Source organism: Streptomyces sp. NPDC050732, from assembly GCF_040654255.1.
Taxonomy (GTDB): Bacteria; Actinomycetota; Actinomycetes; order Streptomycetales; family Streptomycetaceae; genus Streptomyces.
In genome coordinates this window covers 33152-58576 of sequence record NZ_JBFAHP010000010.1, presented here as the reverse complement: position 1 = coordinate 58576, position 25425 = coordinate 33152, and the positions used below count along the sequence as shown (strand labels likewise).

The following is a 25425-nucleotide window of genomic DNA, read 5'->3' as shown; positions in this document are numbered from 1 at the left end:
GCGGACCTCTCACGGTTGTACGGATGCGGTGTGGCGTGCGCCACGCCCCCGGCTTCCGGCCACGCCCCGCGGAGGCGTCCGGCTTCCCCCACGGCCGATAATCGAGCCCGTGACCGATCTTGATCTCCGCCGCACGCCGTCCCCGGCGGGCCACGCGCTGCGCCGCGCGGCGCCCGCGATCCTCGTGTACGCCGGGGTGCGTGCGCTGGGCCTCGCCGTCCTCGCGGTGTGGGGCGCGGTGGCCGGCAGGAGTCCGCACACACTGCTGAGCGCCCGCTGGGACTCCCTCTGGTACACCCGTGTCGCCGAGCACGGATACGGCTGGGAAGTGACGCTCCCGGACGGCAGCGTCCACTCGAACCTCGCGTTCTTCCCGCTGCTGCCCTGGCTGGAACGGCTCGTCTCGGCGATCAGTCCGCTGTCGTACGCCGACGCGGGTCTCGTGGTGAGCTGGCTCGCGTCGCTCTTCGCCGCGGCGGGGATCTTCGCGGTCGCCGACCAGGTGTACGGGCGCCGGGCGGGGATCTGCGCGGTCGCGCTGTGGGCGGTGCTTCCGGTCGGGATCGTGCAGTCGATGGCGTACAGCGAGTCCCTGTTCACGGCGCTCGCCGCCTGGTCGCTGTACGCGGTGCTCAGGGAGCGCTGGGTGGCGGCGGGTGTGCTCGCCTCGTTCGCGGGGCTGACCCGGCCGGTGGGTGCCGCGGTGGTCGCCGCGATCTGGGTGGCGGCGGCGGTGCGGGTGTACCGGGAGCGGCGGGCCGACGGACGCGTGCTCCTCGGGGTGGTCCTGGCTCCGCTCGGCGCCGCGGGCTATGTGCTCTGGGTCGGCCACCGCACCGGCGGCGGTCTCTTCGGCTATCTCGACGTCCAGGCGGGCTGGGGCAACGGCTTCGACTTCGGCTACGCCTTCGCGCGGTTCGTCGGGGAGAAGTTCACGTCGGTGCCCGGCGCCCTCGCGGGCCTCGGCCTGATCGCGGGCGTCGCCCTGGTCGTCCGGCTGTACGTCCTCGGCGTACGCGGGAAGCAGCCCCTGCCGCTGCTCGTCTACTGCGGGATCGTCGTCGTGCTCGCGCTGTGCGCGGCCGGCTACTTCGGCTCGAAGCCGCGGCTCCTGATGCCCGCTTTCCCGCTCCTGCTGCCGGTCGCGGTGGCGCTGGCCCGGCTGCGTACGTCGAGGTCGGCGCTGGTCCTCGGCGGTGTGGCCGTGGTGAGCGCGGTCTACGGGGCGTTCTGGCTGCACGGCTCGGGCCCGCCCTGATCACGTCATGATCATTTCGGCGGTGCTCCGGTGATCGAATGGGAAATTCCACGCCAGCCCCCGGTGAACCAATTCAAAAGGGCTATAAAACAGCACCGGAAATGATCAACGAATTGGGTAAGCGGTCGGCGCGCAATAAAGAAACCATGAGGAATAAACCTCTTCCTGAGATCAATCCCACATCACATCGTCATCACAAAGCCACTGATTCGGCCTAGTGCCGCACTCACTCGCTGTAACGTCGATTGGGTGCGTACCGAACGAAACCTCACCCGTCTTGACCGGGTCTTCGCCCGGCTGGACCGTGAGCCGGAACGACCGGCCCACCTCACCATGCCGAGGATGAGCCGGCACAGGGTCGTGCTCTTCGGCGCGACCCTGGCCTTCTACCTGGCCATCGTCGTCGCCGTGCTGACCACCTCGTGGCTGGTGCGGTTCGACTGGCAGGTCATGTTCTTCCGGCCCTACCAGCAGTGGCCGGAGATCCACGCCTTCCTCGACTACTGGGTCGTCCTCGGCCAGCGCGGCCCGACCGCCGTCATGGTCGCGGCCTGGCTCGGCTGGCGCTCCTGGCGGCAGCACACGCTGCGCCCGCTCCTGATGTTCGGCGCCTCGCTCCTCCTGCTCAACGTCACCGTCGGCGCCGCCAAGCTCGGCATGGGCCGCCTCGGCCCGCACTACGCCACCGCGATCGGCTCGAACGAGATGTGGCTCGGCGGCGATATATTCCCTTCCGGCCACACCGCCAACGCCGTCGTGACCTGGGGAATCCTGGCCTATCTCGCCTCCACCCCGCGCACCCGCCGCTACCTGTCGGCCCTGTCCGCGGTGGTCTCGCTGAGCGTCGGCCTCACCACCGTCTACCTCGGTACGCACTGGCTGAGCGATGTCTTCCTCGGCTGGGCCGCGGGCCTGCTCATCCTGCTCGCGCTGCCCTGGTTCGAGTCGCTGATCGCCCGGGTCGAGGCCGGCATCTTCCGCGTCCGCGACTCCTGGCGGGCCCGCCGCACCCAGCTCGTCACGGTGCCCGAGCCGGCGTCCTCGCCGGTCGGCGCCCCCGCGATGGTGCCGCAGCGCCCGGCCGTGGACGACGGCGCGCCCGCGCGCGAGCCGGTCGGCGCCGCCCGCGGCGGCCGACCCGCGGCCTATCTGGCCCCCGGCCCGCACACAGCCCGCTCCGAGCGCACCCCGGTCACCCCGGCGGGCAGCCGCCGGCCGCCGCACTCCGACCGCGTCACCCGCGGCACCACGGCCGCCCGCCCGGTGGCGGGCGGCTGACCCCACGGACAGCGGGGGCCGGTACGCACAGCCCACCCCCCGCACCGCGAAGGCCCCGGCTCCGTTCAGGAGCCGGGGCCTTCTGCCATGGTGTGCGCCTCAGCCCTTCCAGCAGCGCTTCACGACGCCTTCGTCGACCTCGAAGTTGAGCCGTCCCGCGAGGAACTCCATGGTGATGATCGCGCCCGGGGGCAGCGACCTGACGGTGGACCAGCCGCGTGCGCGCGCCTGCTGCCCTGCCGCGTCGGCCGTCAGGCCCACGTAGCCGTCCGGGCTGTCCTGGGGCTCGCTGGGAGGGGTCGGGATAGGTGCCATGGCCGCCACGTTAGGCGGCGCGGCACCGGCGGGGAAGCCCGGGAGGCCGACGGGGAAGCCCGGCAGGCGCACACCATGTGTCACCGGTACCTCTCCGGTCACGCTTCTGTCACAGGATCACCACGTGCGTTTCGGTCGAACTCCGTCACACGAACGGGCGGTTCCGTCCTTCTGCCTACGTAATTCGACGGCGTCTTCACGTCACTCGGAAGGCTTCTTCCCCACACCCGGAAAAGCGCCGCCCGAATGGGACAGGAGGCCCTTTACGAACCCTCCGCATTTCCGAATCCCGGCGCCCGCACGGGAGGTGACGGCGCATGGGGGAATTCCTCATTCCGGCACCGGTGTCCGCTCACCGGTCACCCGGAACCGGCGTACGCCCCCTGTCGAAGCCGCCGCGACGCGAGCATCATGGCGTGAGCTTCGAACAGCCTGCGAGCGGGGCCCGGGACGCGACGGCGAAGGGGCGAGCGATGGGGACCGAGACGGCGCGGGAGACCGGACGGCCGGTGCGGGAGCAGCGCCCCGGCCGGGTGATCGTCGACTGGCTGACCACCACGGACCACAAGAAGATCGGTCACCTCTACCTGATCACGTCGTTCGTCTTCTTCCTCGTCGCCGGCGCGCTCGCCCTGCTGATGCGGGCCGAACTGGCCCGGCCGGGGCTGCAGCTGATGAACAACGAGGAGTTCAACCAGGCCTTCACCATGCACGGCACGATCATGCTGCTGCTCTTCGCGACGCCGACGTTCGCCGGGTTCGCCAACGAGATCATGCCGCTGCAGATCGGCTCGCCCGACGTGGCCTTCCCCCGGCTGAACATGCTCTCGTACTGGCTGTTCCTCTTCGGCGCCCTGATGGTCCTCGGCTCGCTGCTCGTGCCGAGCGGACCCGCCGCGTTCGGCTGGTTCGCGTACGCCCCGCTCAACAGCATGGAGCGGTCGCCGGGCATCGGCGCCGACCTGTGGATCATGGGGCTCGCGCTCTCCGGCTTCGGCACGATCCTCGGCGCGGTGAACTTCCTGACCACCATCATCGGGATGCGCGCGCCCGGGATGACGATGTTCCGGATGCCGGTCTTCACGCGGAACGTGCTGTTCACGTCGATCCTGGTGCTCATCGCGTTCCCCGTGCTCGCCGCCGCGCTGCTCGTCCTTGAGGCCGACCGCCGCTTCCACTCGGTCGTCTTCGCCTCGGAGAACGGCGGTGCGCTGCTGTGGCAGCACCTGTTCTGGTTCTTCGGGCATCCCGAGGTCTACATCATCGCGCTGCCGTTCTTCGGCATCATCACGGAGATCATCCCTGTCTTCAGCCGGAAGCCGATCTTCGGCTATCTGCCGCTGGTCGGCGCGACGATGGCCATCACCGGGCTCTCCGTGGTCGTGTGGGCGCACCACATGTTCGCCACCGGCGCGGTCCTGCTGCCCTTCTTCGCCTTCATGTCCTTCCTCATCGCGGTGCCGACGGGCGTGAAGTTCTTCAACTGGACGGGCACGATGCTGAAGGGCTCCCTGTCCTTCGAGACGCCCATGCTGTGGGCGGTCGGCTTCCTGGTGAGCTTCCTCTTCGGCGGTCTGACCGGCGTCATCCTGGCCTCGCCGCCGCTCGACTTCCACGTCACCGACTCGTACTTCGTCGTCGCGCACTTCCACTACGTCGTGTTCGGCACCGTCGTCTTCGCGACCTTCGGCGGCTTCTTCTTCTGGTGGCCGAAGCTGACGGGCAAGATGCTCGACGAGCGGCTCGGGAAGATCCAGTTCTGGACGCTCTTCGTGGGCTTCCACACGACGTTCCTGGTCCAGCACTGGCTGGGCGCCGAGGGCATGCCGCGCCGCTACGCCGACTATCTGGCGGCGGACGGCTTCACGGTGCTCAACACCGTCTCGTCCATCGGGGCGTTCCTGCTCGGCCTGTCCACGCTGCCGTTCCTCTACAACGTCTGGAAGACCGCCAAGTACGGCGAGAAGGTGGACGTCGACGACCCCTGGGGCTTCGGCCGCTCCCTGGAGTGGGCGACCTCCTGCCCGCCGCCCCGGCACAACTTCGTCACGCTGCCCCGGGTCCGCTCGGAGTCCCCGGCGTTCGATCTGCACCATCCGGAGTACGCGGCGTTCGAGGCGCGGGACACGGACCGGCCGCGTCAGGATCCGCAGACCGAGCACCCCGGTCCAGGGCCCGGCTCAGGAGGTCCCTAGCCGACCCGACCCGGTCGGCGAGCTCCACGGGCTCGACGATCTCAAACTCGAAGCCCATGAACAGCACGTGGAAGACCATCACGTCCAGGCTCGTCGCGCCCGTGCGCAGCAGGCAGCTGTCCTCGGTCTCGGCCTCCAGGGTGCCGTCGGTGGGCGTGATCCGCTGGGCCGCCTCGGCGAGCGGGACGAGGAGCCGGACCACGGCATGGGTGGCGTACACGCGCGTGGAGACGCCCTTCGAGACGTACGCGGCGAGATCCTCGGCGGGCGGGGTGCGCGGCGCGAAGCGCGGCCCGTGCGGCGGCCGCGGCTCGATGCGGTCGGCGCGGAACGTGCGCCAGTCGTCGCGGTCGAGGTCCCAGGCCACGAGGTACCAGCGGCGCTCGGTGCAGACCAGGCGGTGCGGTTCGACGGTCCTGCGGGACGAACTGCCGCCGTGGTCGCGGTAGTCGAAGCGCAGCCGCTCCGAGTCCCTGCAGAGGTCGGCGAGTTCGGTGAGGACCGCCGGGTCGACGCCCTGCGGCTGCGGGGTGCGCAGCATCGGCACGGTGTACGCGTGCAGGGCGCCGACACGGCGGCGCAGCCTGTTCGGCAGCACCTGTTCGAGCTTGGAGAGCGCGCGGATCGACGTCTCGCCGATGCCCTCGACGCCCTGCCCTGCGGCGGTGCGCAGGCCCACGGCGACCGCGACCGCCTCGTCGTCGTCCAGGAGCAGCGGCGGCAGCTCGGCCCCCGCGCCGAGCTGATAGCCGCCGCCGGTGCCCGGGGTGGCGTTGACGGGGTAGCCGAGCCCGCGCAGCCGGTCGACGTCGCGCCGGACCGTGCGCGGGGTGACGCCGAGCCGTTCGGCGAGGTCCGCGCCGGACCAGTCGCGGTGGGCCTGCAGCAGGGAGAGCAGGCGGAGCAGTCGTGCCGAGGTCTCCAACATGGACGTGATTGTGCCCGTGTTCGAGGACAGCCCCGGTCCGCGGTGTCAGCCGTCCTCGCCGGCTCCCTCCGCGCCACGCGTCTCGCGGACGCGCACGGACAGGTCGTTGTCGAGGGTGTAGTACGGGCCCGTCTCCAGGGTGCCGTGCCGCTCCGTCGCGCACGGCACGACCGGGTAGGTGAAGATCGTCTTCTTGTCCGGGACGTCGTCCAGGATGCGGGCCAGGCGCACGCGCGGGCCGCTCCCGCCGGCCGGGAGCAGCCACAGGTCCCAGGGCCCCGCCCCGTGTTCGGCGAGAGGACCGTAGGGCAGCGTGAAGGTGAACTCCGGTCCGTCCGCGGTGACTTCGGCGCGGTGGACGACGTCCGGCTCGGCGCGCCGGACGGCCTCCACGTACGCGGTGTCGGTGAGCCCGGTGCCGTAGACCCGGCCGTGCACGGTCATGGCGGTGCCGGTGATGTCGATCTCGCCGGTCTCGGCGTGCGGCGCGCGCAGCCAGCTGCGCACCGAGAGGTTGCCCTGCTTGGTGGCGTAGGGGATGCGCACCGCGACGTGGCCGCGGCTGCCGCTGGGCGCCCGGTCGACCAGCGAGCGCAGATCGTTGACGCCCGGCATGAGGCGGCGCGGCTCGCCGCCCGCGACCTGCGCGTACGCGTTCCAGCGGCCCTCGGCGAGCTCGACGCTGCTGGGCAGCGCGGCCCGCAGCCGGCCGTCCGCCGACGGGGAGAGCGGCAGCCGCACGCAGTCCTCGGCCGATTCGGCGTCGCGGCGGCGCAGCAGCAGGTGGGCGGCGTCCGCCGTGCCGGGTTCGCCCGGGTCCGTGACGTCGAAGGTGAGTCCCCCGGCGGAGTCGGCGATGCAGTCGGCGCGGGGCGCCCCCGCGGCCTCGTGGTCGTCCCCGGCGTGCGACGCCGACTGCGAGGTGGCCAAGGCCGTCATGCGGTCGATCCCTTCGTCTGTATGCGGCCGAGATCACGCACGGCGTACGCGCCCCCGAGCAGCGCGCCTCTCGTGCGGTGCAGGGAGCCGCGCATCCGGCCCCCCATCGAGCTCCCGCGGGCGATCATCCCGGAGAACATCGCGTCGTAGCGCTCGGCTATGCGTTCCGGGTCGAAGCGCTCGGAGTCCTGGAGCGCCGCGCCCGCCATCCGCTGCCGGAGCGAGTCGTTGTTGATCAGTTCGAGCAGGCCGCCCGCTATGGCGTCGGCGTTGCCCGTCTCGACGAGCCGCCCGTCGACACCGTTGTCGATGATCTCGCCGGGTCCGTGCGGGCAGTCAGTGGCGACCACGGGGAGCCCGCAGCGCATCGCCTCGACGATCGTCATGCCGAACGACTCCAGGCTGGAGGTGACGGCGGCGATGGAGCCCTTGGCCCACTCGGGCTCGATCGGGTGGGCGGGGCCCATGAGGAAGACGTGGTTGTAGAGGCCGAGTTCGTCGATCAGGGCGCGCAGCTTCTCCTTCTGCTTGCCGCCGCCGTAGATCCGCAGCCGCCAGTCGGGGCGCTCGCGCCGCACCTTGTCGAAGGCCCTGATCAACAGGTCGTACCGCTTGACGGGAGCGAGCCTGCCTGCCGCGACGACCCACTTGTGGGTGCCGTCGGCGGGCTCTATGCCGGGCGCGGGCACGGGGTTCGGCACGGCCTGGATGTGCACGCCGGGCAGCCGCATCGTGCGGGTGTAGGCGCGGGCGTCGGCCTCGGTCGTCGTGGTCAGGACGTCGAGGCGCGGGTAGACGCTGCGCAGCTGGCGGCGCAGCTCCTTGCTGTGGCTGTCGAGCGTGAGGTGTTCCTGGCCCACCCGCAGCGGGCCGCGTGCGGTCTGGCGCGCGATGTGCACGTTGAGGCCGGGCCGGGTGCCGACGACGACGTCCGAGTCGAGGGCCGCGAGGTGGGCGGCGATGCGTCGGTCGGTCAGGGCGCTGTACTGGTCGTAGCGGCCCTCGGCGTCGGGGAACGTCCGGGCGGGGCGCAGGTGCTCCGGATCCTCCCCCTCGTAGCCGGGGGTGCCCTTGCGGAGGTCGACGAGGTGGCTCAGTCGGACGCGCTGGTCAGGCGCGAAGATGGGCTCGTCACGGTGCCGGAAGACGGATACGACCTCGACGTCATGCTGTTGGGCCAGCGTGTTCGCCAGGTTGTACGTCGTCCGGATCGTCCCTCCGATTCCGTACGCGTTGTGAATCAGGAAAGAGATGTGCATGCGTCCCCGTATTCCGCGCTTCCATGCGGACAGTCCCCCTCGTCCGCCTACCGCAGGGTTAGACGGGGATTCCTGGCCAATGGTTGGGTGACAACACCATCCTGTTTCCGAACAGATGCGTGATCGCAAGCCAAGGATGGGAACCTTTTCGCGTTTTCGCGCATCAAGGCTGGTAGGAGAGCTGGGGGACGTCGAAGCAGTTCTCGTTCATGTCGCCGCCCTGAGTGACCCAGCCCTTCCCGTCCCGCCAGCGGACCACCGACACGCACGTCCTGCGCGTCGTGGGCGGCTCCCTCCGCCGCTCGAACGTGACGGGCACCAGCAGCCCCCGCGCCGAGTACGGCTCCTCCCGGTGCATGAAACGGTCCACGCACGCGCGCGTGACGTCACCGCCGCTCCCGGCCGGGCAGGACCGTGCCGCGTCGGTGAACCACATGGCGGCGGCCCACCCCTCCAGCTGCCACTGCGAGAGCGCCTCGCCCTTCATGGCCGCGCGGAACTCCCGCACCGCCGGGTGACCGGTGTCCTCGTGGTTCCTGCTCGACCCGGTGGCCCACAGGGCGTTGCGGCAGCGGGGCGCGTCCTCGTAGTCGTCGGCGACGGCCGAGGTCCAGTTCTGCACGTTGGTGACCTTGGCGGTGACCCGCGCGCCGACGTCGTCCATCGCCTCGCACAGCCGCGCGTTGCCGTGGGTGTCCATCGCGTCGAAGACGAGGTCGGCGCCCTGCTCCTTCAGATCGGCCGCCGCGGCACGGAAGTTGGGCAGCGCGAAGTCGACCTGTTCGGTGACCACCTTGTAGCCCTCGGCCTTCAGGCCCCGGGTGACGAGCCGTGCGTACGCGGCGGACGCGGCCTGGTTGTAGGAGACGACGGCGGCGGTCCGCGCGCCGTGCTCCCGCTTGAAGTAGCGGTAGACCTCCGTCCCGCCGTACAGCTTGCCGTCCCAGCCCGGCTTCCCGTTGCGCGGGGCGAGGCTGCCGTAGATCCCGTACAGATGCGGGTACGTGTCGTAGGCGGACCCGATGGGCTGCCCCCCGATGTCGGGCACGCGCGCGCGTGACACGCGTGCCGCGCCCGCGTAGTCCAGCGAGGACGTGGCGACGAGCGCGACGACCCGCTGCTCCTCGACCAGCTTGCGCACGCAGTCGTTGTTGCCGACGCCGCTGCCGCCGTCGTCGCAGGTGAGCACCTCGACCCGGCGTCCCGCGATGCCGCCGCGCGCGTTCAGCCGGTCGAAGTAGGCCTTGGCGCCGTCCCGCGGCCCGGTGAACGCGGCGCCGCCGACCGGACTGGTCGCGCTGGCGATGATGCCGACCCTGACCGGCGCTCCCCCGGCCGGGGCGGGCCCGGTGCCGCGCCGCTCGAAGTCGCTCTCCGGCAGCCGGCTCCCGCAGGCCGCGCACGCCACCAGGAGCGCGGCGGCGGACAGTGCCTCAGCAGCCCGGACCGGGCGACGCATTCCCGCTCAGCTTCACCAGGGCGCAGAGGGTCTTGACCGACACCTTCCAGGTGCCGTCCTCGTCGACGGCCGTCCCGGAGGCGTCGGGCAGCGCGGTGGCGCCCTTCAGCGTCAGCGCGTACGTCACGTCGGCCTCGGTGGCGGAGTTGAACTCGACCTCGGCGACCTCGGCCGCGACCTGCTCGCCCCGCTCGTCGCCGCTGAAGCCCTTCAGCACGGCGCGCATCCCGGGGCCGTTCTCCAGGACGGTCTCCTTCTCCTTCAGGGACGTCTTCGGGTCGAAGAACTTCTCCCAGTTCTCCCGGACCTCGTCCTCCGCGGCGGCCGGGTCGGCGGGCGCGGACGCGCTGTCGTCGGGGGACTCGGTCGTCTTCTCCACGGACGGCTCGGGCGGCGTGCCGCCGTCCCCGCCTCCGCTGTCGTCGCCGCAGGCCACGGCGGCCGGTCCCATCAGCAGGACCGCGGCGGCCGCCAGCGCCGCGCCCCGCGCCCTGCCCCGCCCGGGGTGCGTCCCCCGCCTTGGGCTGCTCCCGAGAACCATCTGGCTCACCACCGGGTGTCGGTCCGGGCCGCGCGGGCCCGGAGCTTTCAGCGTCGGCTTCCAGGAGGCATAGTGCAAGCCATCGGCTGACATGGACAGCCCACTGACGTCACTGACGTGACCGACGACGTGTCCCAGGGGGGCTCCGATGGGGGCGGATCGGACAGTTCGGACGGCCGGGGCGTCCGGCCGGGACCGCTCGCGCGCCGTGCGTCCCGTGCTGTGGGCGGCCTTCGCGGCGCTCGCCGGCGGCGCGGTGCTGTGCGTGATCGGCTGGTACGGCGTCTCCGGAGAGCGGTTCGCCGAACGGCAGTTGCCCTACCTCGCCTCCTGCACGGTGCCGGGCGCCGCGCTGATCGTCGCGGGCGCGGTGCTGCTCACCCACGGCAGGAGCGCCCTGGCGGCGGCGCGCGTCGAGGAGCTGTACGGACTCCTGGTGGCGACGGAGCCCCCACCCGCCGGGGACCGGCGGCAGGCTCCCGTGGCGACCGACGAAGCGCTCCTCATGGTCCCCGGCGGAACGCTCCGGCACCGCGCGGACTGCCCGCTGGTCGCCGGAAAACCGAAGGCCGTCCCCGCCGACGCCACGATCCTCGCGGCGGGCGCCCTGGCCCCCTGCCCGATCTGCGAACCACCGCGTCCCCCGGAGCCCGACGACCCGCCGGCCGCCCCCGCCCCGGCTCCGGAGCACTGACCCGGTGGCGTCCCTGAGCTACGACCTGACACTGGCCGGGCTCTCGGTCGGCAGCGCCGCCGCCCTCACCGGCATCGGCCTGATCGTCACCCACCGCGCCACCGGCGTCCTCAACTTCGCGCACGGCGCGATCGCCATGCTCTGCGCCTACGTCCTGCGCCACCTGACGGCCGAATGGCACTGGCCGCTCCCCCTCGCCGCCGCGGTCACCCTGCTCGTCGTCGCCCCCGCCATCGGCCTGCTCCTCGACCACGCGGTCTTCCGCCCCCTGGCGGTCCTCGGCAGCGACCCCGCCCAGACCCTGGTCGCCTCCATCGGCGTCTTCGTCCTGCTCGTCGGCGGAGCGGCCCTCCTCTGGGGACCGGGCGCCCGCGACGACGCGCCCGAACTCCTCTCCGCCGACCCCTGGGCACAGCTCGGCACGGCCGTCGCCCTCGCCGCCGCCGTGGGCGCGCTGACCCGCTGGACCCGCTTCGGCGGCGAGCTGCGCGCGGTGGTCGACAACCGCCACCTCGCCGTGCTCTCCGGCATCGACGCGGACCGGGTGGCCGCGGCGGGCTGGGCCTTCGGCTCCTTCACGGCCGGCCTCACCGGCGTCCTGCTCGCCCCCCACGTACGCCTCGACCCGTACGGCATGCCCCTCCTGGTCATGGAAGTCGTGGCGGTCGCCGTGGCGGCCGGCATGCGCAGCCTGCCCGTCGCCGTGGCGGTCGCCCTCGGCCTGGGCGTGGCGCAGAGCCAGCTGACGCGTCTGCACCCCGGGGGCCGGCAGGAACAGCTCCTCCAGACGGCGGGCGCCAACCTCTTCGTGATCGCCCTGCTCGTCGCGGCGCTCGTCCTGCCCGGCATCGGCTCCCGGGACGCCCTCCCCCGCACGGCGACGGCCCGCGTCCCCACACCGCCGGGCGCCTGGATCGTGGCGGCGGTCCTCTTCCTCATCCCGCTGGGCTTCGCGGGCAGCGACCTCACGACCTCGGTACAGGTCCCGGCCCTCGCGGTGATCCTCCTCTCCCTCGTGGTCGTCACGGGCCGGGGCGGCCAGATCTCCCTGGGCCAGGCGGCGTACGCGGGCCTGGGCGCCCTGTTCACGGCGCTCCTGACGGCGGGCCGCTTCCCCGGCCTCCCCGAACTCCCGCACCTGCCCGCCCTGGCCGTCGCGGTCCTCCTCGTCGCGCCCCTCGGCCTGCTCACGGGTTGGCCCGCGATCAGCAGGCACGGCCTCGCGCTGGCCCTGGCGACCTTCGCGGTCGGCGTGGGCGTCAGCCGCTTCGTCTTCACCCAGCCGTACGCGACGGCCGGCCTGACCCTGGACCGCCCCGCGGGCTTCACGGGCGACCGCGCGTACTACGTCCTCGAACTCGTCCTCCTCGCGGGCGCGTTGCTCCTGGTCATCGCGTTGCGCCGGGGCCGCACGGGCCGTGCCCTCGCCGCGATGCGGGACCACGAGGCGGGCGCGGCGGCCGCCGGGGTGCCGGTCCCCGCCCTGAAACTCGCCGCGTTCGTCACCGGGGCGGCGCTCGCCGCGCTCGGCGGCGGCATGCTCGCCATGGGCCACCGGGCATTCGACGCGGGCGCCTACGACCCCGTGCGCGGCCTTCTCTGGTTCGCCGCGGTGGTGGTCCTCGGCTCGGACAGCGTCCTCGGCGCCCTGGCCGCGGCAGCGCTCCTGGTCGGCCTGGACGCGGGAACGCAAGGCGGCATGGCGGCAGCCGTGATCGGCCTCCTGGCCGTCCTCATCGGCCGCTTCCCCGGCGGCCCGTACGAGGCGCTGCACGCGGCCACCCGCAGACTCCGCAGAACCCCGCACCTCACCCCGGCGGGCCGGGCAGCCCGCGAACTGCTGGCGGAGACCGGAAGCACCACCGTCCCGCAGCCGCCGAACCCACGGGAGGGGACGTGGGGGTTTCTGCGAGCGCAGCACCGAGCCAACGCTGCCAGACCCGAAGCAAGGGGGCCCCGCCGCAGGGATGGCGAGCACGCAGACACCCCCGCGGCCCCGCACCCCACCCGGCCCGCGCGCGAGACCGACCACGCGAGCCGCACTCCTCCACGTACCGTCACGAACGAGAGGAAGGCCGCCCCCACACCCCCGCAGCCGCCGAACCGGCGGCAGGCGCCCCGGGGCCCCACCCGGACGGCCCCCGCACCCGGCCCCCCGAGCCGCACCCTCACCGCCCACCGCCTCACCCTCACCTACGACGGCTTCAAGGCCCTCGACGACGTGACCCTCTCCGTGCCCCCGGGCCACATCACGGCGATAGTGGGCCCCAACGGCGCGGGCAAGAGCACCCTCTTCCACTGCCTGGCCGGCACCCTCCGCCCCACCTCCGGACGTGTCACCCTGGGCCCCCGCGACATCACCGCGCTCCCCGACCACGCCCGCACCCGCACCGGTCTGGCCCGCACCTTCCAGCAACTGGCCGTCTTCCCGTCGCTGACGGTCGCGGAGAACATCCAGGTGGGCGCGGACCGAACCCCCGGACAGGGCACGAGCACCCGAGCCACAGCCCACGCCCTCCGCCTCCTGGACCTCACGCCCCTCGGCGCCCACCCTGCCGCCGACCTCTCCACCGGCGTCCTCCGACGCACGGAACTCGCCAGAGCCCTCGCGGGCAACCCCCACACCCTCCTCCTCGACGAGCCGGCCGCGGGCCTGGACGAGTCCGAAGTGGCGGCGCTGGCCACCCTGCTGCGCGCCCTCGCGGCCGACGGCACGGCGCTCCTGATCGTCGAGCACGACCTCGACCTCGTGGCGGGCCTCGCCGACACCGTGCACGTGATGGCGGCGGGCCGCATCGTGACCACGGGCCCCGCGGGCCAGGCGCTGGAAGAGGTCCGCGGAATGCGAGGAGGCGCCTGAGTGCGGGGAGGCATCGAACTGCGAGAGGCCCGCGTCCGCTACGGCCCCCTGGAGGCTCTGCACGGCGTGACCCTGGCCGCCCCCGCCGCCACCGTCACCGTGCTCCTGGGCCGCAACGGCGCCGGCCGCACCACGGCCCTGCGCGCCCTGGCGGGCACGGTCGCCCTCACCTCGGGCACGGTCGTCCGCGACGGCCGGGACATCACGCGCAGGCCCGCCCACGAACGGGCGGCGAACGGCGTGTGCTTCGTACCGGACCGCCGCGCGGTGTTCTCCTCCCTCACCGTCGCGGAGAACCTGCGCCTGTCGTACCCGGCGGGCGACTTCACCCGCCCACTGGACGCCTACCCCGAGCTGCGCCCGCTGCTGCACCGCCGCGCGGGCACCCTCTCGGGAGGCGAACAGCGCATGCTGGCCCTGACGCGGGCGCTCCTCCCGACAGTGGAGGTCGTCCTCGCGGACGAGCCGACGCAGGGCATGTCACCCGCCGTCGCCGCACGGACCTACGCCCTCCTGGCCGGTCTGGACGCATGTGTGGTCCTGGCCGAGCAGCGCCTGCCGCCCGCCTTGCGCGAGGGCGCGGGGCGGACGGCGGTCGTGCACGAACTGCGCCGCGGCGCGGTCGTGTTCAGCGGTGAGGCGGGAGAGCTCGCGGGAGAGCTCAGTTCCGCGCGGACGCCGTACGCCCCGGAATGACGAGGAGGGCGCCCACGCCGATCCGGTCGGGACTGCTCCCGACCGTGTCGCGGTTGGCCCTGTAGAGGGCCTGCCAGCCTCCCTTCACCCCGTACCGGCGCGCGATCGAACTCAGTGTCTCGCCCGCCTTCACCGTGTGGGTGCCGCGCTCGAACCGCTGGATGCGCAGCTTCTTGGAGCAGGCGGGCCAGGCGCCCCAGCCCTGGGTGCGCAACACCTTCTCGGCGACCTTGATCTGCTCTTCCTTGGTGGCGAGATCGGCGCGCGGCGCGTACTTGAGCCCGCCGTACGCCTCCCAGGTGGGCTGCCAGAACTGCAGCCCTCCGTAGAAGCCGTTTCCCGTGTTGGTGTGCCATCGGCCGTTGCTCTCGCACTCGGCGAGGCACTCCCACGGTCCTTTGGTCGCGGAACAGTCGTTCGCCCTGGAGGCCACGCCCGGCTTCGACGGCGGAGCCGCGGACGCGGTGGCCGACGGCAGCGCCGCCGCCGCCAGGACCGCGCCGAGGACCAGGGACACGGACCGGGCACGCTTGGTCAACTTCCGGTGCATCGGGTGCATCGGGTCACGCTAGGCAGCTCCGCGGCGGGCCCGGAGTGTGCCGCGCCCTCCGCGGAGCCGCCCCCACCCGGTCGGACTATCGGGTCAGACGCTCAGTCGCTGTCCCGGCACGATCACGTCCGGGTCACCGCCGATGACCTGCCGGTTGGCGGCGTGGAGCCGCTGCCAGTGGATGCCGTGCCGGGCCGCTATGCGGCTGAGGGTGTCGCCCTGCCGCACGATGTAGTTGCCGGCACCACCGTAGGAGGACCCCCGGTCGGACCGGCCGGGCACCTCGCCGGGCCGCTGCTTCACGGCCTTCGGCGCCGGCTTGACGGCCTTCGGAACCGGTGCCGCAGCGGACGGCGCGCTGCCGTACGCGCCCGCCCTGGCCGCACAGGTGGGCCACGCGCCCCATCCCTGCACGCGCTGGACCTTGGTGGCGACCGCGATCTGCTGCGCCTTCGACGCCCTGTCGGCGGTCGGCGCATAGGCCCCGCCGCCGAACGCACGCCACGTACCGGCGGAGAACTGCAGCCCGCCGTAGTAGCCGTTGCCCGTATTGATCTGCCAGTTACCGCCGCTCTCGCACCGTGCGATGCGGTCCCACACTCCGCTGTCGGCCGCGCCGGCCTGGCCGGTCGCGGCGAGCAGGCCCAGTGGGGCCAGGAGTGCGGCCCCTCCGATCACTGCCGTCGTGCGCGTGCTCTTGGGACGTGCGGACATGTATTTCCCTCTCGGAGGACCCGGGCTCCCCCTGACCGTGCGGGCCCCTCGCGCATCCGGCGCTCGGGACCCGGCCGGCCCCGCCCGCCGGGGTCGGTGCTGTAGCTGGCTGGTGCGACCGGCGGACGTACCCGAGCGGTGCTCGCTGCACACGGCGGTGGAATCTAGGAGTCCCCTCGCCCGGTATCAACCAAGTCCTTGTCATTCCAGGCCAGTTGAGTGTTACCTACGGTATCGGCGAGTTCCGGCCACCCACTTCATAGGCCGATATCAGTATTTATCGACCCCTCGACCTGTCGATCTGTGACTCAGCTCACCGCCCCAACTTCCGTGCCCCCGCCCCCTGTTGGCGCGGAGTGACGGATTCCAGCAGGCGTTTCACCCTCTGCTGCGGATGGTTCGATTCCGTTCGCCTCCGCGCGTGACTTGCGCCACTGATCCACCGTTGTCTTCTTACGAGTCGGACGCCGTCCGGCTCGGCACACCTTCCCCATGCACCCCAGAAGACGATCCCGAGGAGCCACCCGTGCCGCGCATGCTCGACCTCAGCGACGACGTACGCGCCGAGATCGGCGACGAAGAAGCCGACCGGCTGCTCGCCGGAGACAACACCCCGGGCAGCTACGACTGCACGTCCTGCCGCACCCCGGGCGACGCCGAACAGGAGCGCACCAGCACGGTCCTGTTCGTCGGCGCCGAGACCGCCGTGCTCGCCTTCGCCCACTCCAGCTGCCTGCCCTCCCAGATCGTCACGGTCTCCGAGGAGCAGCTGCAGGGTGCCGTGCGCTCGATCACCGGGGGCGACGGCGAAGCGGCGTCCGAGGCGACCCACGGGACGGTGCCCGCGACCGTGCCCGAGGCGCAGCCGACCCAGGCCGTCCTCGGCGTGACCAGCGGCCTCGTCCTGATCGAGGGCGAGCTGCGCCCCGCGCTCGTCGTCGAGCCGACCGGCCCCATCGCCCGCCCCGGCGCCGCGCCGGGCGGCGGCGACGACTTCCTGCCGCTCCTCATCGAGCAGGGCTTCTTGCCGGTGACCTCCCTCGACTCCCCGCCGCCCGCGCTGCCCGGCTGGTCCGTGCTGCTCGCCATGGGCCAGCTGCACGCCGTCCTGCAGCCCGGCACCGGCGGCGGCTCCCCGGTTGCCTGGTGGCAGGCGCACCACCCGCTCCAGGTCACCGAGGACTGGCGGACCGCGGCCAACAAGACGCAGACCGTGCTGCTCTTCGCGGCGCCGGTCGGCTCCATCGGCCGGCAGCCCCGCGAGGACATGCTGCGGGCCGCCCTGGACAAGGCCGCGACCCACGGCCGCCTCGTCGCGGCCACGATGCCGCTCGCCGGAACCTGAGCTCCCGGGAGTAGTCGAAGGGCCGCCCCGGACCCCGAAAGTGCCGGTCACACACCTGCCGGACCGGGGAAAGCGGCGCGGCCCCCGCATCCGTAGAGCGGTCGTTTCGTTGGCACAGTCGTGCACCCATACGACCCCTCCCGACACCGGCCGGCGTACCAGAGCCCCATCCCGTCCATGCGCACCGCGCCGGACACCGCGGGCAGCCACTCGGCCACACCCATCTACGACACGCTGTACTCGGAGTACCTCAGGTCCTTCAGGGCCCTGCCGGGCGACCGGTCCGGCGAGGAGGATCTGGGGTTCGTCTCCTTCGGCTCGGGGCGGTACGGCGGCCAGCACCGCGCCGACGGACGGCACGAACCGCGCCACAGCTCCTACGGCCAGTTCCACATGGCCCGCTACGGCCAGCAGGACCAGTACGCCACGGGCCACTACCAGGTCCCCGCGGCCCTGCCGCCCGGCCCGCGCCGCGAGCACTGAACCGGGCCGCGCCCCGGACAGCCGAATGCCCGGCCTCCCGCGACGGGAGGCCGGGCATTCCCGTACCTCGTAAGCCTTTTACTTCTTACAGCCGCTTACTTCTTACAGCCGCTTACTTCTTGCGGCCGCGCTTCTCGCGCACCCGCACCGAGATATGGATCGGCGTGCCCTCGAAGCCGAACTCCTCGCGCAGGCGGCGCTCCAGGAAGCGGCGGTAGCCCGCCTCGATGAAGCCGGACGCGAAGAAGACGAACCGCGGCGGCTTGGTGCCCGCCTGCGTGCCGAAGAGGATGCGGGGCTGCTTGCCGCCGCGGACCGGGTGCGGGTGGGAGGCGACGATCTCGCCGAGGAACGCGTTGAGGCGGCCGGTCGGCACGCGCGTCTCCCAGCCCTCCAGGGCCGTCTCGATCGCCGGGACGAGCTTCTCCATGTGGCGCCCGGTGGTCGCCGAGACGTTGACCCGCGGGGCCCAGGCGACCTGGGCGAGCTCGGTCTCGATCTCCCGCTCCAGGTAGTAGCGGCGCTCCTCGTCGAGGGTGTCCCACTTGTTGTACGCGACGACGATCGCGCGGCCCGCCTCGACGGCCATCGTCACGATGCGCTGGTCCTGGACCGAGATGGTGTCGGAGGCGTCGATGAGGATCACCGCGACCTCCGCCTTCTCGACGGCGGCCGCCGTGCGCAGCGAGGCGTAGTAGTCGGCGCCCTGCTGGAGGTGGACGCGCTTGCGGATGCCCGCCGTGTCGACGAACTTCCAGGTGATGCCGCCGAGTTCGATGAGCTCGTCGACCGGGTCACGGGTGGTGCCCGCGAGCTCGTTGACGACCACGCGGTCCTCGTTCGCCACCTTGTTGAGCAGGGAGGACTTGCCGACGTTCGGCCGGCCGATGAGGGCGATGCGGCGCGGTCCTCCGATGGCCGTGCCGAAGGTCTGCGCGGGCGCCTCGGGCAACGCCTCCAGGACGGCGTCCAGCATGTCGCCGGTGCCGCGGCCGTGCAGCGCGGAGACGGGGTGCGGCTCGCCGAGGCCGAGGGCCCACAGGGCGGTGGCGTCGGCCTCGCCGGACGGGCCGTCGACCTTGTTGGCGCAGAGCACGACGGGCTTGCCGGCCTTGCGGAGGAGGCGGACGACGGCCTCGTCGGTGTCGGTGGCGCCGACCGTGGCGTCGACGACGAAGACGACGGCGTCCGCGGCCTCGATCGCGTACTCCGCCTGGGCGGCGACGGACGCGTCGATGCCGAGCACGTCCTGCTCCCAGCCGCCGGTGTCGACGAGCTTGAAACGGCGGCCCGCCCACTCGGCCTCATAGGTGACGCGGTCGCGGGTGACGCCCGGGCGGTCCTCCACGACGGCCTCGCGGCGGCCGATGATGCGGTTCACCAGTGTCGACTTGCCGACATTGGGGCGGCCGATGACGGCGAGGACGGGCAGCGGGCCGTGGCCCGCCTCCTCGATGGCGCCCTCGACGTCCTCGATGTCGAAGCCCTCTTCGGCGGCGAGCTCCATGAACTGTGCGTACTCGGCGTCGCCGAGCGCCCCGTGGTCGTGCTCGGCGGAGCCGTCGCCCGCGGGCTGGATCTGGTCGTTCATGAAGTCCGTACCTCGTCGTTCATCGTGGTGATCGGTGCACCGTCCTGCCTGTCGGGCCGGGGCACTACTGATAAGTCTCGCTCAGCGCCCGGTCAGGCGCCTGGCGTTTTCCAGGTGGGCGGTGAGCCGCTCCTGGATGCGCACGGTCGCCTCGTCCAGCGCCTTGCGCGTGCGCCGCCCGCTTCCGTCACCCGCGTCGAAGGGGTCGCCGAAGACGACGTCGACGCGGCTGCGCAGCGGCGGCAGCTGCTTTATCAACCGTCCGGGACGCTCGGTGCTTCCCAGCACCGCGACCGGCACGATCGGGGCTCCGGCCCGCACCGCGAAGTACGCGAGGCCGGCCCGCAGCTCCGCGAAGTCGCCGTCGCCCCGGGTGCCCTCGGGGAAGATCCCGAGGACGCCGCCCTGTTCCAGCACGCCCAGGGCGCGGGTGATGGCCGTGCGGTCGGCGACCGAGCGGTCCACCTTCAGCTGGCCGATGCCGTGCAGGAAGGAGCCGAGCGGTCCGATGAACGCTTCCTTCTTGATCAGGAAGTGCGTCGGCCGGGGCGCGACGCCCATGACCATGGGGCCGTCGACGTTGTGCGAGTGGTTGACGGCCAGGATGACCGGGCCGCTCACGGGCACGCGCCAGGCGCCGAGCACGCGCGGCTTGAACAAGCCGTACATGAGGCCGACGCCGATCCGACGGCCGACCTCGGCGCCGCGCTCGGAAGCGCCTTCTGTCACTTGGCCGCCCGCTTCTCCTCGACAAGGGTGACGACGCACTCGATGACCTGCTGGAGCGTGAGCTCGGTGGTGTCGACCTCGACGGCGTCGTCGGCCTTGGCCAGCGGGGACGTCTTGCGGCTCGAATCGGCCGCGTCCCGCTTGATCAGGGCCTCCTGGGTCGCCTTGACGTCGGCGCCCTTCAGCTCGCCGGAGCGGCGGGCGGCGCGCGCCTCGGGCGACGCGGTGAGGAAGATCTTCAGGTCGGCGTCGGGCAGCACGGTCGTACCGATGTCACGGCCCTCGACGACGATGCCCTGCTCCGCCGACGCAGCGATGGAGCGCTGCAGCTCCGTGATGCGGGTGCGCACCTCGGGGACGGCGCTGACCGCGCTGACCTTGGAGGTGACGTCGGTGGTGCGGATCGGGCCCGCGACGTCCGTGCCGTCGACCGTGATGGTCGGGGCGGCCGGGTCGGTGCCGGAGACGATCTCGGGCTTGCCCGCGACGGCGGCGATCGCCGTCGGGTCGGTGAGATCGATGCCGTGGTGGACCATCCACCACGTGATGGCCCGGTACTGGGCGCCGGTGTCCAGGTAGCTGAGACCGAGCTGGGCGGCGACGGCCTTCGAGGTGCTCGACTTGCCCGTGCCGGACGGTCCGTCGATGGCGACGATCACGGCTGCCGGGGCGGCGGTTTCGGCTGTTTCCACGGGGCGGTGGGCACCTTTCGCTGTACGCGGGCCAGGGAATCGGGCGCGACCGCGCCCCGGACAAGGTTACTGGCTCGCACACCCTGCCCCGACAGCCCCTGCGGAGAACGCCCGGGCCCGGCCCCTACCGCATCCCCCTACCGCCTGATCGACCAGCCCCGCTCCCGCAGCGCCGCGCTCAGCACGGGCGCGGACGCCGGCTCGACCATCAGCTGCACCAGACCCGCCTGCTGCCCGGTCGCGTGCTCGATGCGGACGTCCTCGATGTTGACCCCCGCCGAGTCCGCGTCGGCGAAGATCCGGGCCAGCTGGCCCGCCTTGTCGTCGATGAGCACCGCGACGATCTCGTACGCCGCGGGGGCCGCCCCGTGCTTGCCGGGCACCCGGGTGCGGCCCGCGTTGCCGCGCCGCAGCACGCTCTCGACGCCGGCCGCGCCCTCGGACCGCTTCGCCCCGTCGGCGGACTGCAGCGCGCGCAGCGCGGAGACCGTCTCCTCCAGGTCGGACGCGACGTCGGCGAGCAGGTCGGCGACGGGGCCGGGGTTGGCGGAGAGGATGTCGATCCACATCCGCGGGTCGGACGCGGCGATCCGCGTGACGTCGCGGATGCCCTGGCCGCAGAGCCTGACCGCCGCCTCGTCGGCGTTCTCCAGGCGGGCCGCGACCATGCTGGAGACCAGGTGCGGCATGTGCGAGACGAGGGCGACCGCGTGGTCGTGGGCGTCGGCGTCCATGACGACCGGCACGGCACGGCAGAAGGCGACGAGCTCCAGGGCGAGGTTGAGCACCTCGGTGTCGGTGTCCCTGGTCGGGGTCAGCACCCAGGGCCGGCCCTCGAAGAGGTCGGCAGTGGCGGCCAGCGGACCGCTGCGCTCCCGGCCCGCCATGGGGTGCGTGCCGATGTACGGGGCCAGGTCGAGGCCGAGCGCCTCCAGCTCGCGGCGCGGGCCGCCCTTCACGCTCGCCACGTCGAGGTAGGCGCGCGCGGCGCCGCGCCGCATGACGTCGGCCAGCGTGGTGGCGACGTGCGCGGGCGGCACGGCGACGACGCAGAGGTCCACGGGGCCCTCGGGCGGCTCGTCCGTACCGGCGCCGAGCGCGGCCGCGGTGCGGGCCTGCTCCGGGTCGTGGTCGGCGAGGTGGACGGCGACGCCGCGGGAGGCGAGGGCCAGGGCCGCGGACGTGCCGATCAGGCCGGTGCCGATGACGAGGGCGGTTCTCACTGGGCGATGTCCTTGCGGAGTGCGGCCGCGGCGCCGAGGTACACGTGCGTGATCTCGGAGCGGGGCCGGTCGGTGTCGATGTGGGCGAGGACGCGGACGACGCGGGGCATGGCGCCCTCGACGTCCAGTTCCTGGGCGCAGATCAGCGGCACGTCGGAGAGGCCGATCCCGAGACCGCGGGCGGCGGCCGCCGGGAAGTCGGAGTGCAGATCGGGCGTGGCCGTGAACCAGATGCTGATCAGGTCGTCCCCCGTCAGCCCGTTCCGCTCCAGAAGGGCGGTGAGCAACGCACTGACCTGCACCCCCATGTGCCCGGCCTCGTCCCTCTCCAACTGGACGGCACCCCGAACCGCTCGTACCGCCACGTCGCCGCCCCTTCTCGCACTGCACCCGCAATAGATGTGAAGGCAAGCCTATCGGGGGCCGCACGGACCTGGGCGTACGAGCCGTGGAGCCGGGTCGTACGCTCGCCCCATGCGCCCTCAGGACCTGGTACGCGACCACACGGTCTACTCCTGTGTGATGGGCTCGCGCGCCTTCGGCCTGGCGACGGACGGCAGCGACACCGACCGCAGGGGCGTCTTCCTCGCGCCCACCCCGCTGTTCTGGCGCTTCGAGAAGCCCCCGACGCACGTCGACGGGCCCGCCGACGAGCAGTTCAGCTGGGAGCTGGAACGCTTCTGCGAGCTCGCCCTGCGCGCCAACCCGAACGTGCTGGAGTGCCTGTACTCCCCGCTCGTGGAGCACGTCACCGACACCGGCCGCGAACTCCTCGCGCTGCGCGGCGCGTTCCTCTCCCGCCAGGCCCACGACACGTTCGTCCGCTACGCGCTGGGCCAGCGCAAGAAGCTGGACGCGGACGTACGCACGCACGGCGCCCCGCGCTGGAAGCACGCGATGCACCTGCTGCGGCTCCTGATGTCCTGCCGCGACCTGCTGCGCACCGGCGAGCTGACGATCGACGTCGGCGATCAGCGCGAGCCGCTGCTCGCGGTGGTGCGCGGCGAGGTCTCCTGGCCGGAGGTCGAGTCCTGGATGAACCGCCTCGCGGTCGAAGCGGAGGCGGCGGCCGAGCACAGCCCGCTCCCGCCGGAGCCCGACCGGAAGCGGATCGCCGACTACCTGTTCCGTACGCGCCGGGCGTCAGCCCTGGATCCCCTGGCGGCCCTGGAGCCGCACGCGGACGACGAGGTCGTGCAGGGCGTCGTACGCCGTGTGGGCCCCGGGCAGGGCTGACTCCGCCTGCGCCGCGTCGAGGAGGGCGTGCAGCCGCTCCACATCGTCGGCCACGCGCGCGTGGTCCACGTCGGCGCCTCCGTGTTCGGCCGCGTTCTTGGCGGCGATCAGCTCCGGAAGATACGCGGGGGCGTCCGCCACCTCCCCCAGCAGCGTGGGCAGGTGGGCGACGAGCTGTCCGCTGCGCATCAGGTGGATTCCGGTGAGCAGCACACGGAAGGTGTAGAGCAGCGGTTTGAGCTCTCCGTTCTTCTCGAAGAGCCGCCACTGGGTCCCGGCGAACCCGCGGTAGTGGTGGGCGTGCTGGCTGGTGAGGACGGCCGGTGCCAGCGCGATGAGCTCCGCGTGGGCGTCGGTGGTGTGCACGACCAGCGGGGAGAGCAGCTGCTCCAGGACGTAGCCGTTGTTCCGCAGCATCAGCCGTACGAACTTGCGCAGGTCGTGCGTGACGAGGTCCATCTCGACCCCGGCCCGGTCCCACATCCGGGACCGGGTCTCGTCCGGTTCCCTGAGCCCCACCAGGTCGGTCACCGGAAGCAGGTGCACCCCGCGCAGGTCCACGTCCGAGTCCCGGGACGGGAAGCCGTAGAGGTGCGCTCCGGAGACCGTCGCGAAGAGCAGCGGGTCGGTCTGCTCGGCGACGACGGAGGTGAGGTCGATGTCCAGGTCGGGGCCCAGGTCCACAGTCATCCCTCAAGCGTCCCAGAGCACCCCGAACTCCCTGAGCTCGGCTCCGTGTTCGATTCGGTTCTGCCACTCCGGGGGCCAGGCGTCCGCGCCGAGGTGGGCTCCCGCGAAGGCGCCCGTGAGGCAGGCGATCGAGTCCGAGTCGCCCGAGGTGCAGGCGGCCCTGCGCAGGGCGGTGACGGGGTCGTCGAGGAACAGCAGGAAGCAGAGCAGGCCGGTGGCGAGGGCCTCTTCCGCGATCCAGCCCTCGCCGGTCGCGAGGCAGGGGTCGGTCTCGGGTGAGGGCGCGCGCAGTGCGTCACGGAGCCGTGCCAGCACGTCCAGGCACTCGTCCCAGCCGCGCGCGATGAACGCCTGTGGTGTCGCGTCCCCGCCCCGCGTCCACAGCTCGCCGAGCCAGCGCTCGTGGTACGTCTCGCGGTTCTCGTACGCGTACGAGCGGAGCAGTCCGACGAGTCCCGTCGGCTCGGCGCCCTCGGCGAGCAGCCGCACGGCGCGGGCGGTGAGGTCGGAGGCGGCGAGCGCCGTCGGGTGGCCGTGGGTGAGCGCGGACTGCAGCTGGGCGGCGCCCGCCCGCTGCTCGTCGCTCAGGCCGGGGGCGAGGCCGAGCGGTGCGACGCGCATGTTGGCGCCGCACCCCTTGGAGTGCACTTGGCTGGCCTCCTCCCACGGCTTGCCGGTCTTGAGGAGGTGGCAGGCCTTCAGGCAGGTGTTGCCGGGCGCGCGGTTGTTCTCCGGCGACTGGTACCACTCGACGAACTCCTCGCGCAGCGGCCGCTCCAGCCGCTTGGGGCCGAGGAGCCCACGGTCCATGGCGGTGCGCAGCCCGCGGCTCAGGGCGAGCGTCATCTGGGTGTCGTCCGTGATGAGCGCCGGTTCCGGCAGCTCCATCCCGCGCCAGGGCCCGCACTTGGCGAGGATCGACGGTACGTCGTCGAACTCCGTGGGGAAGCCGAGCGCGTCCCCGAGGGCGAGGCCCATGAGGGATCCGGTGGCGGCGCGCTTCATGAGGACTGTCCTTCCGGGGCGGGGCGCAGCAGCGGCGGGTGCAGGGCGGTGGCGGTGCCGGCCCGGAAGAGGGCCGCGGGCTTTCCGCGTCCGCCGGTCAGCCGGGCGGCGCCTGGGATCGCCTCGACGAGCCCGGCGGTGCCGACCACCTTGCGCCGGAAGTTGGCGGGGTCGAGCTCGGCGCCCCACACCGCCTCGTAGACCTGGCGCAGCTCGCCGAGCGTGAACTCGGGAGCGCAGAAGGCCGTGGCGAGCCCGGTGTACTCCAGCTTGGCGCCGACCCGGTCGTGGGCGTCGGCGAGGATCCAGTCGTGGTCGAAGGCGAGCGGCCGGTAGGTGGCGGGGCTGTACGGCAGCCAGGCGGCGCGGGCCGCGTCACCGCCGCCGTGGACCTCCGGCGGGTCCGGCACGAGCGCGGCGAAGGCGACGGAGACGACCCGCATGCGCGGATCGCGGTCCGGGTCGCTGTAGGTGCGCACCTGCTCCAGGTGCAGCCGCCCGACATCCGCGATGCCGGTCTCCTCGGCGAGCTCCCGCCCCGCGGCCTGCTCGGCCGACTCCTCGGGCAGCACGAATCCGCCGGGCAGGGCCCAGCGCCCCGCGTAAGGCTCCTGGCCGCGCTCGACGAGCAGCACGTGCAGCGTGCCGTCCCGGACGGTGAACACCGCCAGGTCGACGGTGACGGCAAAGGGCTCGAAGGCGTACTTGTCGTATCCCTGCATGCACAACCACCCCCCTCTCTTTA

The 25425-nt window shown here is 72.6% G+C and carries 24 protein-coding genes and 1 pseudogene; 9 read left to right on the top strand and 16 right to left on the bottom strand.

Annotated elements, in window-relative coordinates:
- Positions 1-109 precede the first annotated feature (109 nt).
- Complete coding sequence (locus AB0H82_RS11390) at positions 110-1258, top strand: glycosyltransferase family 39 protein (RefSeq protein ID WP_362991256.1); 1149 nt, start codon at positions 110-112, stop codon at positions 1256-1258.
- Between the two features lie 249 nt (positions 1259-1507).
- Positions 1508-2536 (top strand): phosphatase PAP2 family protein, encoded by a 1029-nt coding sequence (locus AB0H82_RS11385; RefSeq protein WP_362991254.1) that lies wholly within the window; start codon positions 1508-1510, stop codon positions 2534-2536.
- 99 nt (positions 2537-2635) lie between these two features.
- Here the strand turns inward: AB0H82_RS11385 and AB0H82_RS11380 are convergent, their stop codons facing one another.
- A complete protein-coding gene (locus AB0H82_RS11380) occupies positions 2636-2851 on the bottom strand; it encodes an I78 family peptidase inhibitor (protein WP_362991252.1) in 216 nt (71 codons plus the stop codon).
- Between the two features lie 473 nt (positions 2852-3324).
- On the opposite strand from AB0H82_RS11380, the pseudogene ctaD reads away from it, so the two are divergent.
- Positions 3325-4962, top strand: a pseudogene (ctaD, locus tag AB0H82_RS11375) (cytochrome c oxidase subunit I); the annotation flags it as partial.
- Here the strand turns inward: ctaD and AB0H82_RS11370 are convergent.
- The 5 genes from AB0H82_RS11370 to AB0H82_RS11350 all read right to left on the bottom strand — a co-directional run bounded on the left by AB0H82_RS11370 (position 4898) and on the right by AB0H82_RS11350 (position 10172).
- Positions 4898-5974 carry a YafY family protein gene (locus AB0H82_RS11370; RefSeq protein WP_362991250.1) on the bottom strand — a complete coding sequence of 359 codons (1077 nt, stop codon included), beginning with the start codon at positions 5972-5974 and terminating at the stop codon, positions 4898-4900. The pseudogene ctaD and the gene AB0H82_RS11370 sit on opposite strands and share 65 nt — an antisense overlap.
- 45 nt (positions 5975-6019) lie before the next feature.
- Positions 6020-6913 carry a hypothetical protein gene (locus AB0H82_RS11365; protein ID WP_362991248.1) on the bottom strand — a complete coding sequence of 298 codons (894 nt, stop codon included), beginning with the start codon at positions 6911-6913 and terminating at the stop codon, positions 6020-6022.
- Entirely contained in the window at positions 6910-8172 is a 1263-nt protein-coding gene (locus AB0H82_RS11360) for a glycosyltransferase family 4 protein (protein WP_362991246.1), read from the bottom strand. Before AB0H82_RS11360 ends, AB0H82_RS11365 begins: the two co-directional genes overlap by 4 nt.
- Positions 8173-8335: 163 nt before the next feature.
- Positions 8336-9631: an ABC transporter substrate-binding protein gene (locus AB0H82_RS11355; protein WP_362991244.1), complete on the bottom strand. Its 1296-nt coding sequence runs from the start codon at positions 9629-9631 to the stop codon at positions 8336-8338.
- Positions 9606-10172 (bottom strand): hypothetical protein, encoded by a 567-nt coding sequence (locus tag AB0H82_RS11350; protein WP_362991242.1) that lies wholly within the window; start codon positions 10170-10172, stop codon positions 9606-9608. The genes AB0H82_RS11355 and AB0H82_RS11350 overlap by 26 nt, the downstream gene beginning before the upstream one ends.
- 208 nt (positions 10173-10380) lie before the next feature.
- Here AB0H82_RS11350 and AB0H82_RS11345 point away from each other — a divergent pair, with 208 nt between their 5' ends.
- From AB0H82_RS11345 to AB0H82_RS11335, 3 genes are read left to right on the top strand one after another with little or no spacing between them, the layout of a single operon-like run.
- A complete protein-coding gene (locus tag AB0H82_RS11345) occupies positions 10381-10866 on the top strand; it encodes a hypothetical protein (RefSeq protein ID WP_362991240.1) in 486 nt (161 codons plus the stop codon).
- 4 nt (positions 10867-10870) lie between these two features.
- Positions 10871-13726, top strand: a complete 2856-nt coding sequence (locus AB0H82_RS11340; protein WP_362991238.1) for an ATP-binding cassette domain-containing protein — start codon at positions 10871-10873, stop codon at positions 13724-13726.
- Positions 13727-14422 carry an ATP-binding cassette domain-containing protein gene (locus AB0H82_RS11335; RefSeq protein WP_362991236.1) on the top strand — a complete coding sequence of 232 codons (696 nt, stop codon included), beginning with the start codon at positions 13727-13729 and terminating at the stop codon, positions 14420-14422.
- On the opposite strand, the gene AB0H82_RS11330 is transcribed toward AB0H82_RS11335, so the two are convergent.
- A complete protein-coding gene (locus tag AB0H82_RS11330) occupies positions 14388-14972 on the bottom strand; it encodes a transglycosylase family protein (protein WP_362991534.1) in 585 nt (194 codons plus the stop codon). The two genes, AB0H82_RS11335 and AB0H82_RS11330, sit on opposite strands and share 35 nt — an antisense overlap.
- A gap of 93 nt (positions 14973-15065) precedes the next feature.
- Complete coding sequence (locus tag AB0H82_RS11325) at positions 15066-15686, bottom strand: transglycosylase family protein (protein WP_362991234.1); 621 nt, start codon at positions 15684-15686, stop codon at positions 15066-15068.
- A gap of 526 nt (positions 15687-16212) precedes the next feature.
- Between AB0H82_RS11325 and AB0H82_RS11320 the strand changes: the two genes are divergently transcribed.
- Positions 16213-17031 (top strand): hypothetical protein, encoded by an 819-nt coding sequence (locus AB0H82_RS11320; RefSeq protein WP_362991232.1) that lies wholly within the window; start codon positions 16213-16215, stop codon positions 17029-17031.
- 177 nt (positions 17032-17208) lie between these two features.
- Positions 17209-17514: a hypothetical protein gene (locus AB0H82_RS11315; protein WP_362991230.1), complete on the top strand. Its 306-nt coding sequence runs from the start codon at positions 17209-17211 to the stop codon at positions 17512-17514.
- A gap of 112 nt (positions 17515-17626) precedes the next feature.
- Here AB0H82_RS11315 and der read toward each other — a convergent pair whose 3' ends face one another.
- The 5 genes from der to aroH form a co-directional block, all read right to left on the bottom strand.
- Complete coding sequence (der, locus tag AB0H82_RS11310; RefSeq protein WP_362991228.1) at positions 17627-19105, bottom strand: ribosome biogenesis GTPase Der; 1479 nt, start codon at positions 19103-19105, stop codon at positions 17627-17629.
- Positions 19106-19186: 81 nt separating this feature from the next.
- Entirely contained in the window at positions 19187-19834 is a 648-nt protein-coding gene (locus AB0H82_RS11305; protein WP_362991226.1) for a lysophospholipid acyltransferase family protein, read from the bottom strand.
- Positions 19831-20526 carry a (d)CMP kinase gene (gene cmk / locus AB0H82_RS11300; RefSeq protein ID WP_362991224.1) on the bottom strand — a complete coding sequence of 232 codons (696 nt, stop codon included), beginning with the start codon at positions 20524-20526 and terminating at the stop codon, positions 19831-19833. The genes AB0H82_RS11305 and cmk overlap by 4 nt, the downstream gene beginning before the upstream one ends.
- Positions 20527-20663: 137 nt before the next feature.
- Positions 20664-21749, bottom strand: coding sequence for a prephenate dehydrogenase (locus AB0H82_RS11295; RefSeq protein ID WP_362991222.1), 1086 nt, complete (start codon positions 21747-21749; stop codon positions 20664-20666).
- Positions 21746-22114 (bottom strand): chorismate mutase, encoded by a 369-nt coding sequence (gene aroH, locus AB0H82_RS11290; RefSeq protein WP_362991220.1) that lies wholly within the window; start codon positions 22112-22114, stop codon positions 21746-21748. Before aroH ends, AB0H82_RS11295 begins: the two co-directional genes overlap by 4 nt.
- 109 nt (positions 22115-22223) lie before the next feature.
- Here aroH and AB0H82_RS11285 point away from each other — a divergent pair, with 109 nt between their 5' ends.
- A complete protein-coding gene (locus AB0H82_RS11285; protein WP_362991218.1) occupies positions 22224-22985 on the top strand; it encodes a nucleotidyltransferase domain-containing protein in 762 nt (253 codons plus the stop codon).
- Here the strand turns inward: AB0H82_RS11285 and AB0H82_RS11280 are convergent.
- The 3 genes from AB0H82_RS11280 to AB0H82_RS11270 are packed head-to-tail and all read right to left on the bottom strand — an operon-like array spanning position 22893 to position 25402.
- Positions 22893-23663, bottom strand: a complete 771-nt coding sequence (locus tag AB0H82_RS11280) for a nucleotidyltransferase domain-containing protein (protein ID WP_362991532.1) — start codon at positions 23661-23663, stop codon at positions 22893-22895. The genes AB0H82_RS11285 and AB0H82_RS11280 overlap by 93 nt on opposite strands.
- A 15-nt stretch (positions 23664-23678) precedes the next feature.
- On the bottom strand, positions 23679-24680 hold the full coding sequence (locus AB0H82_RS11275; protein WP_362991216.1) for an ADP-ribosylglycohydrolase family protein: 1002 nt from the start codon (positions 24678-24680) through the stop codon (positions 23679-23681).
- On the bottom strand, positions 24677-25402 hold the full coding sequence (locus tag AB0H82_RS11270) for an NUDIX domain-containing protein (protein ID WP_362991214.1): 726 nt from the start codon (positions 25400-25402) through the stop codon (positions 24677-24679). Before AB0H82_RS11270 ends, AB0H82_RS11275 begins: the two co-directional genes overlap by 4 nt.
- Positions 25403-25425: the final 23 nt, after the last annotated feature.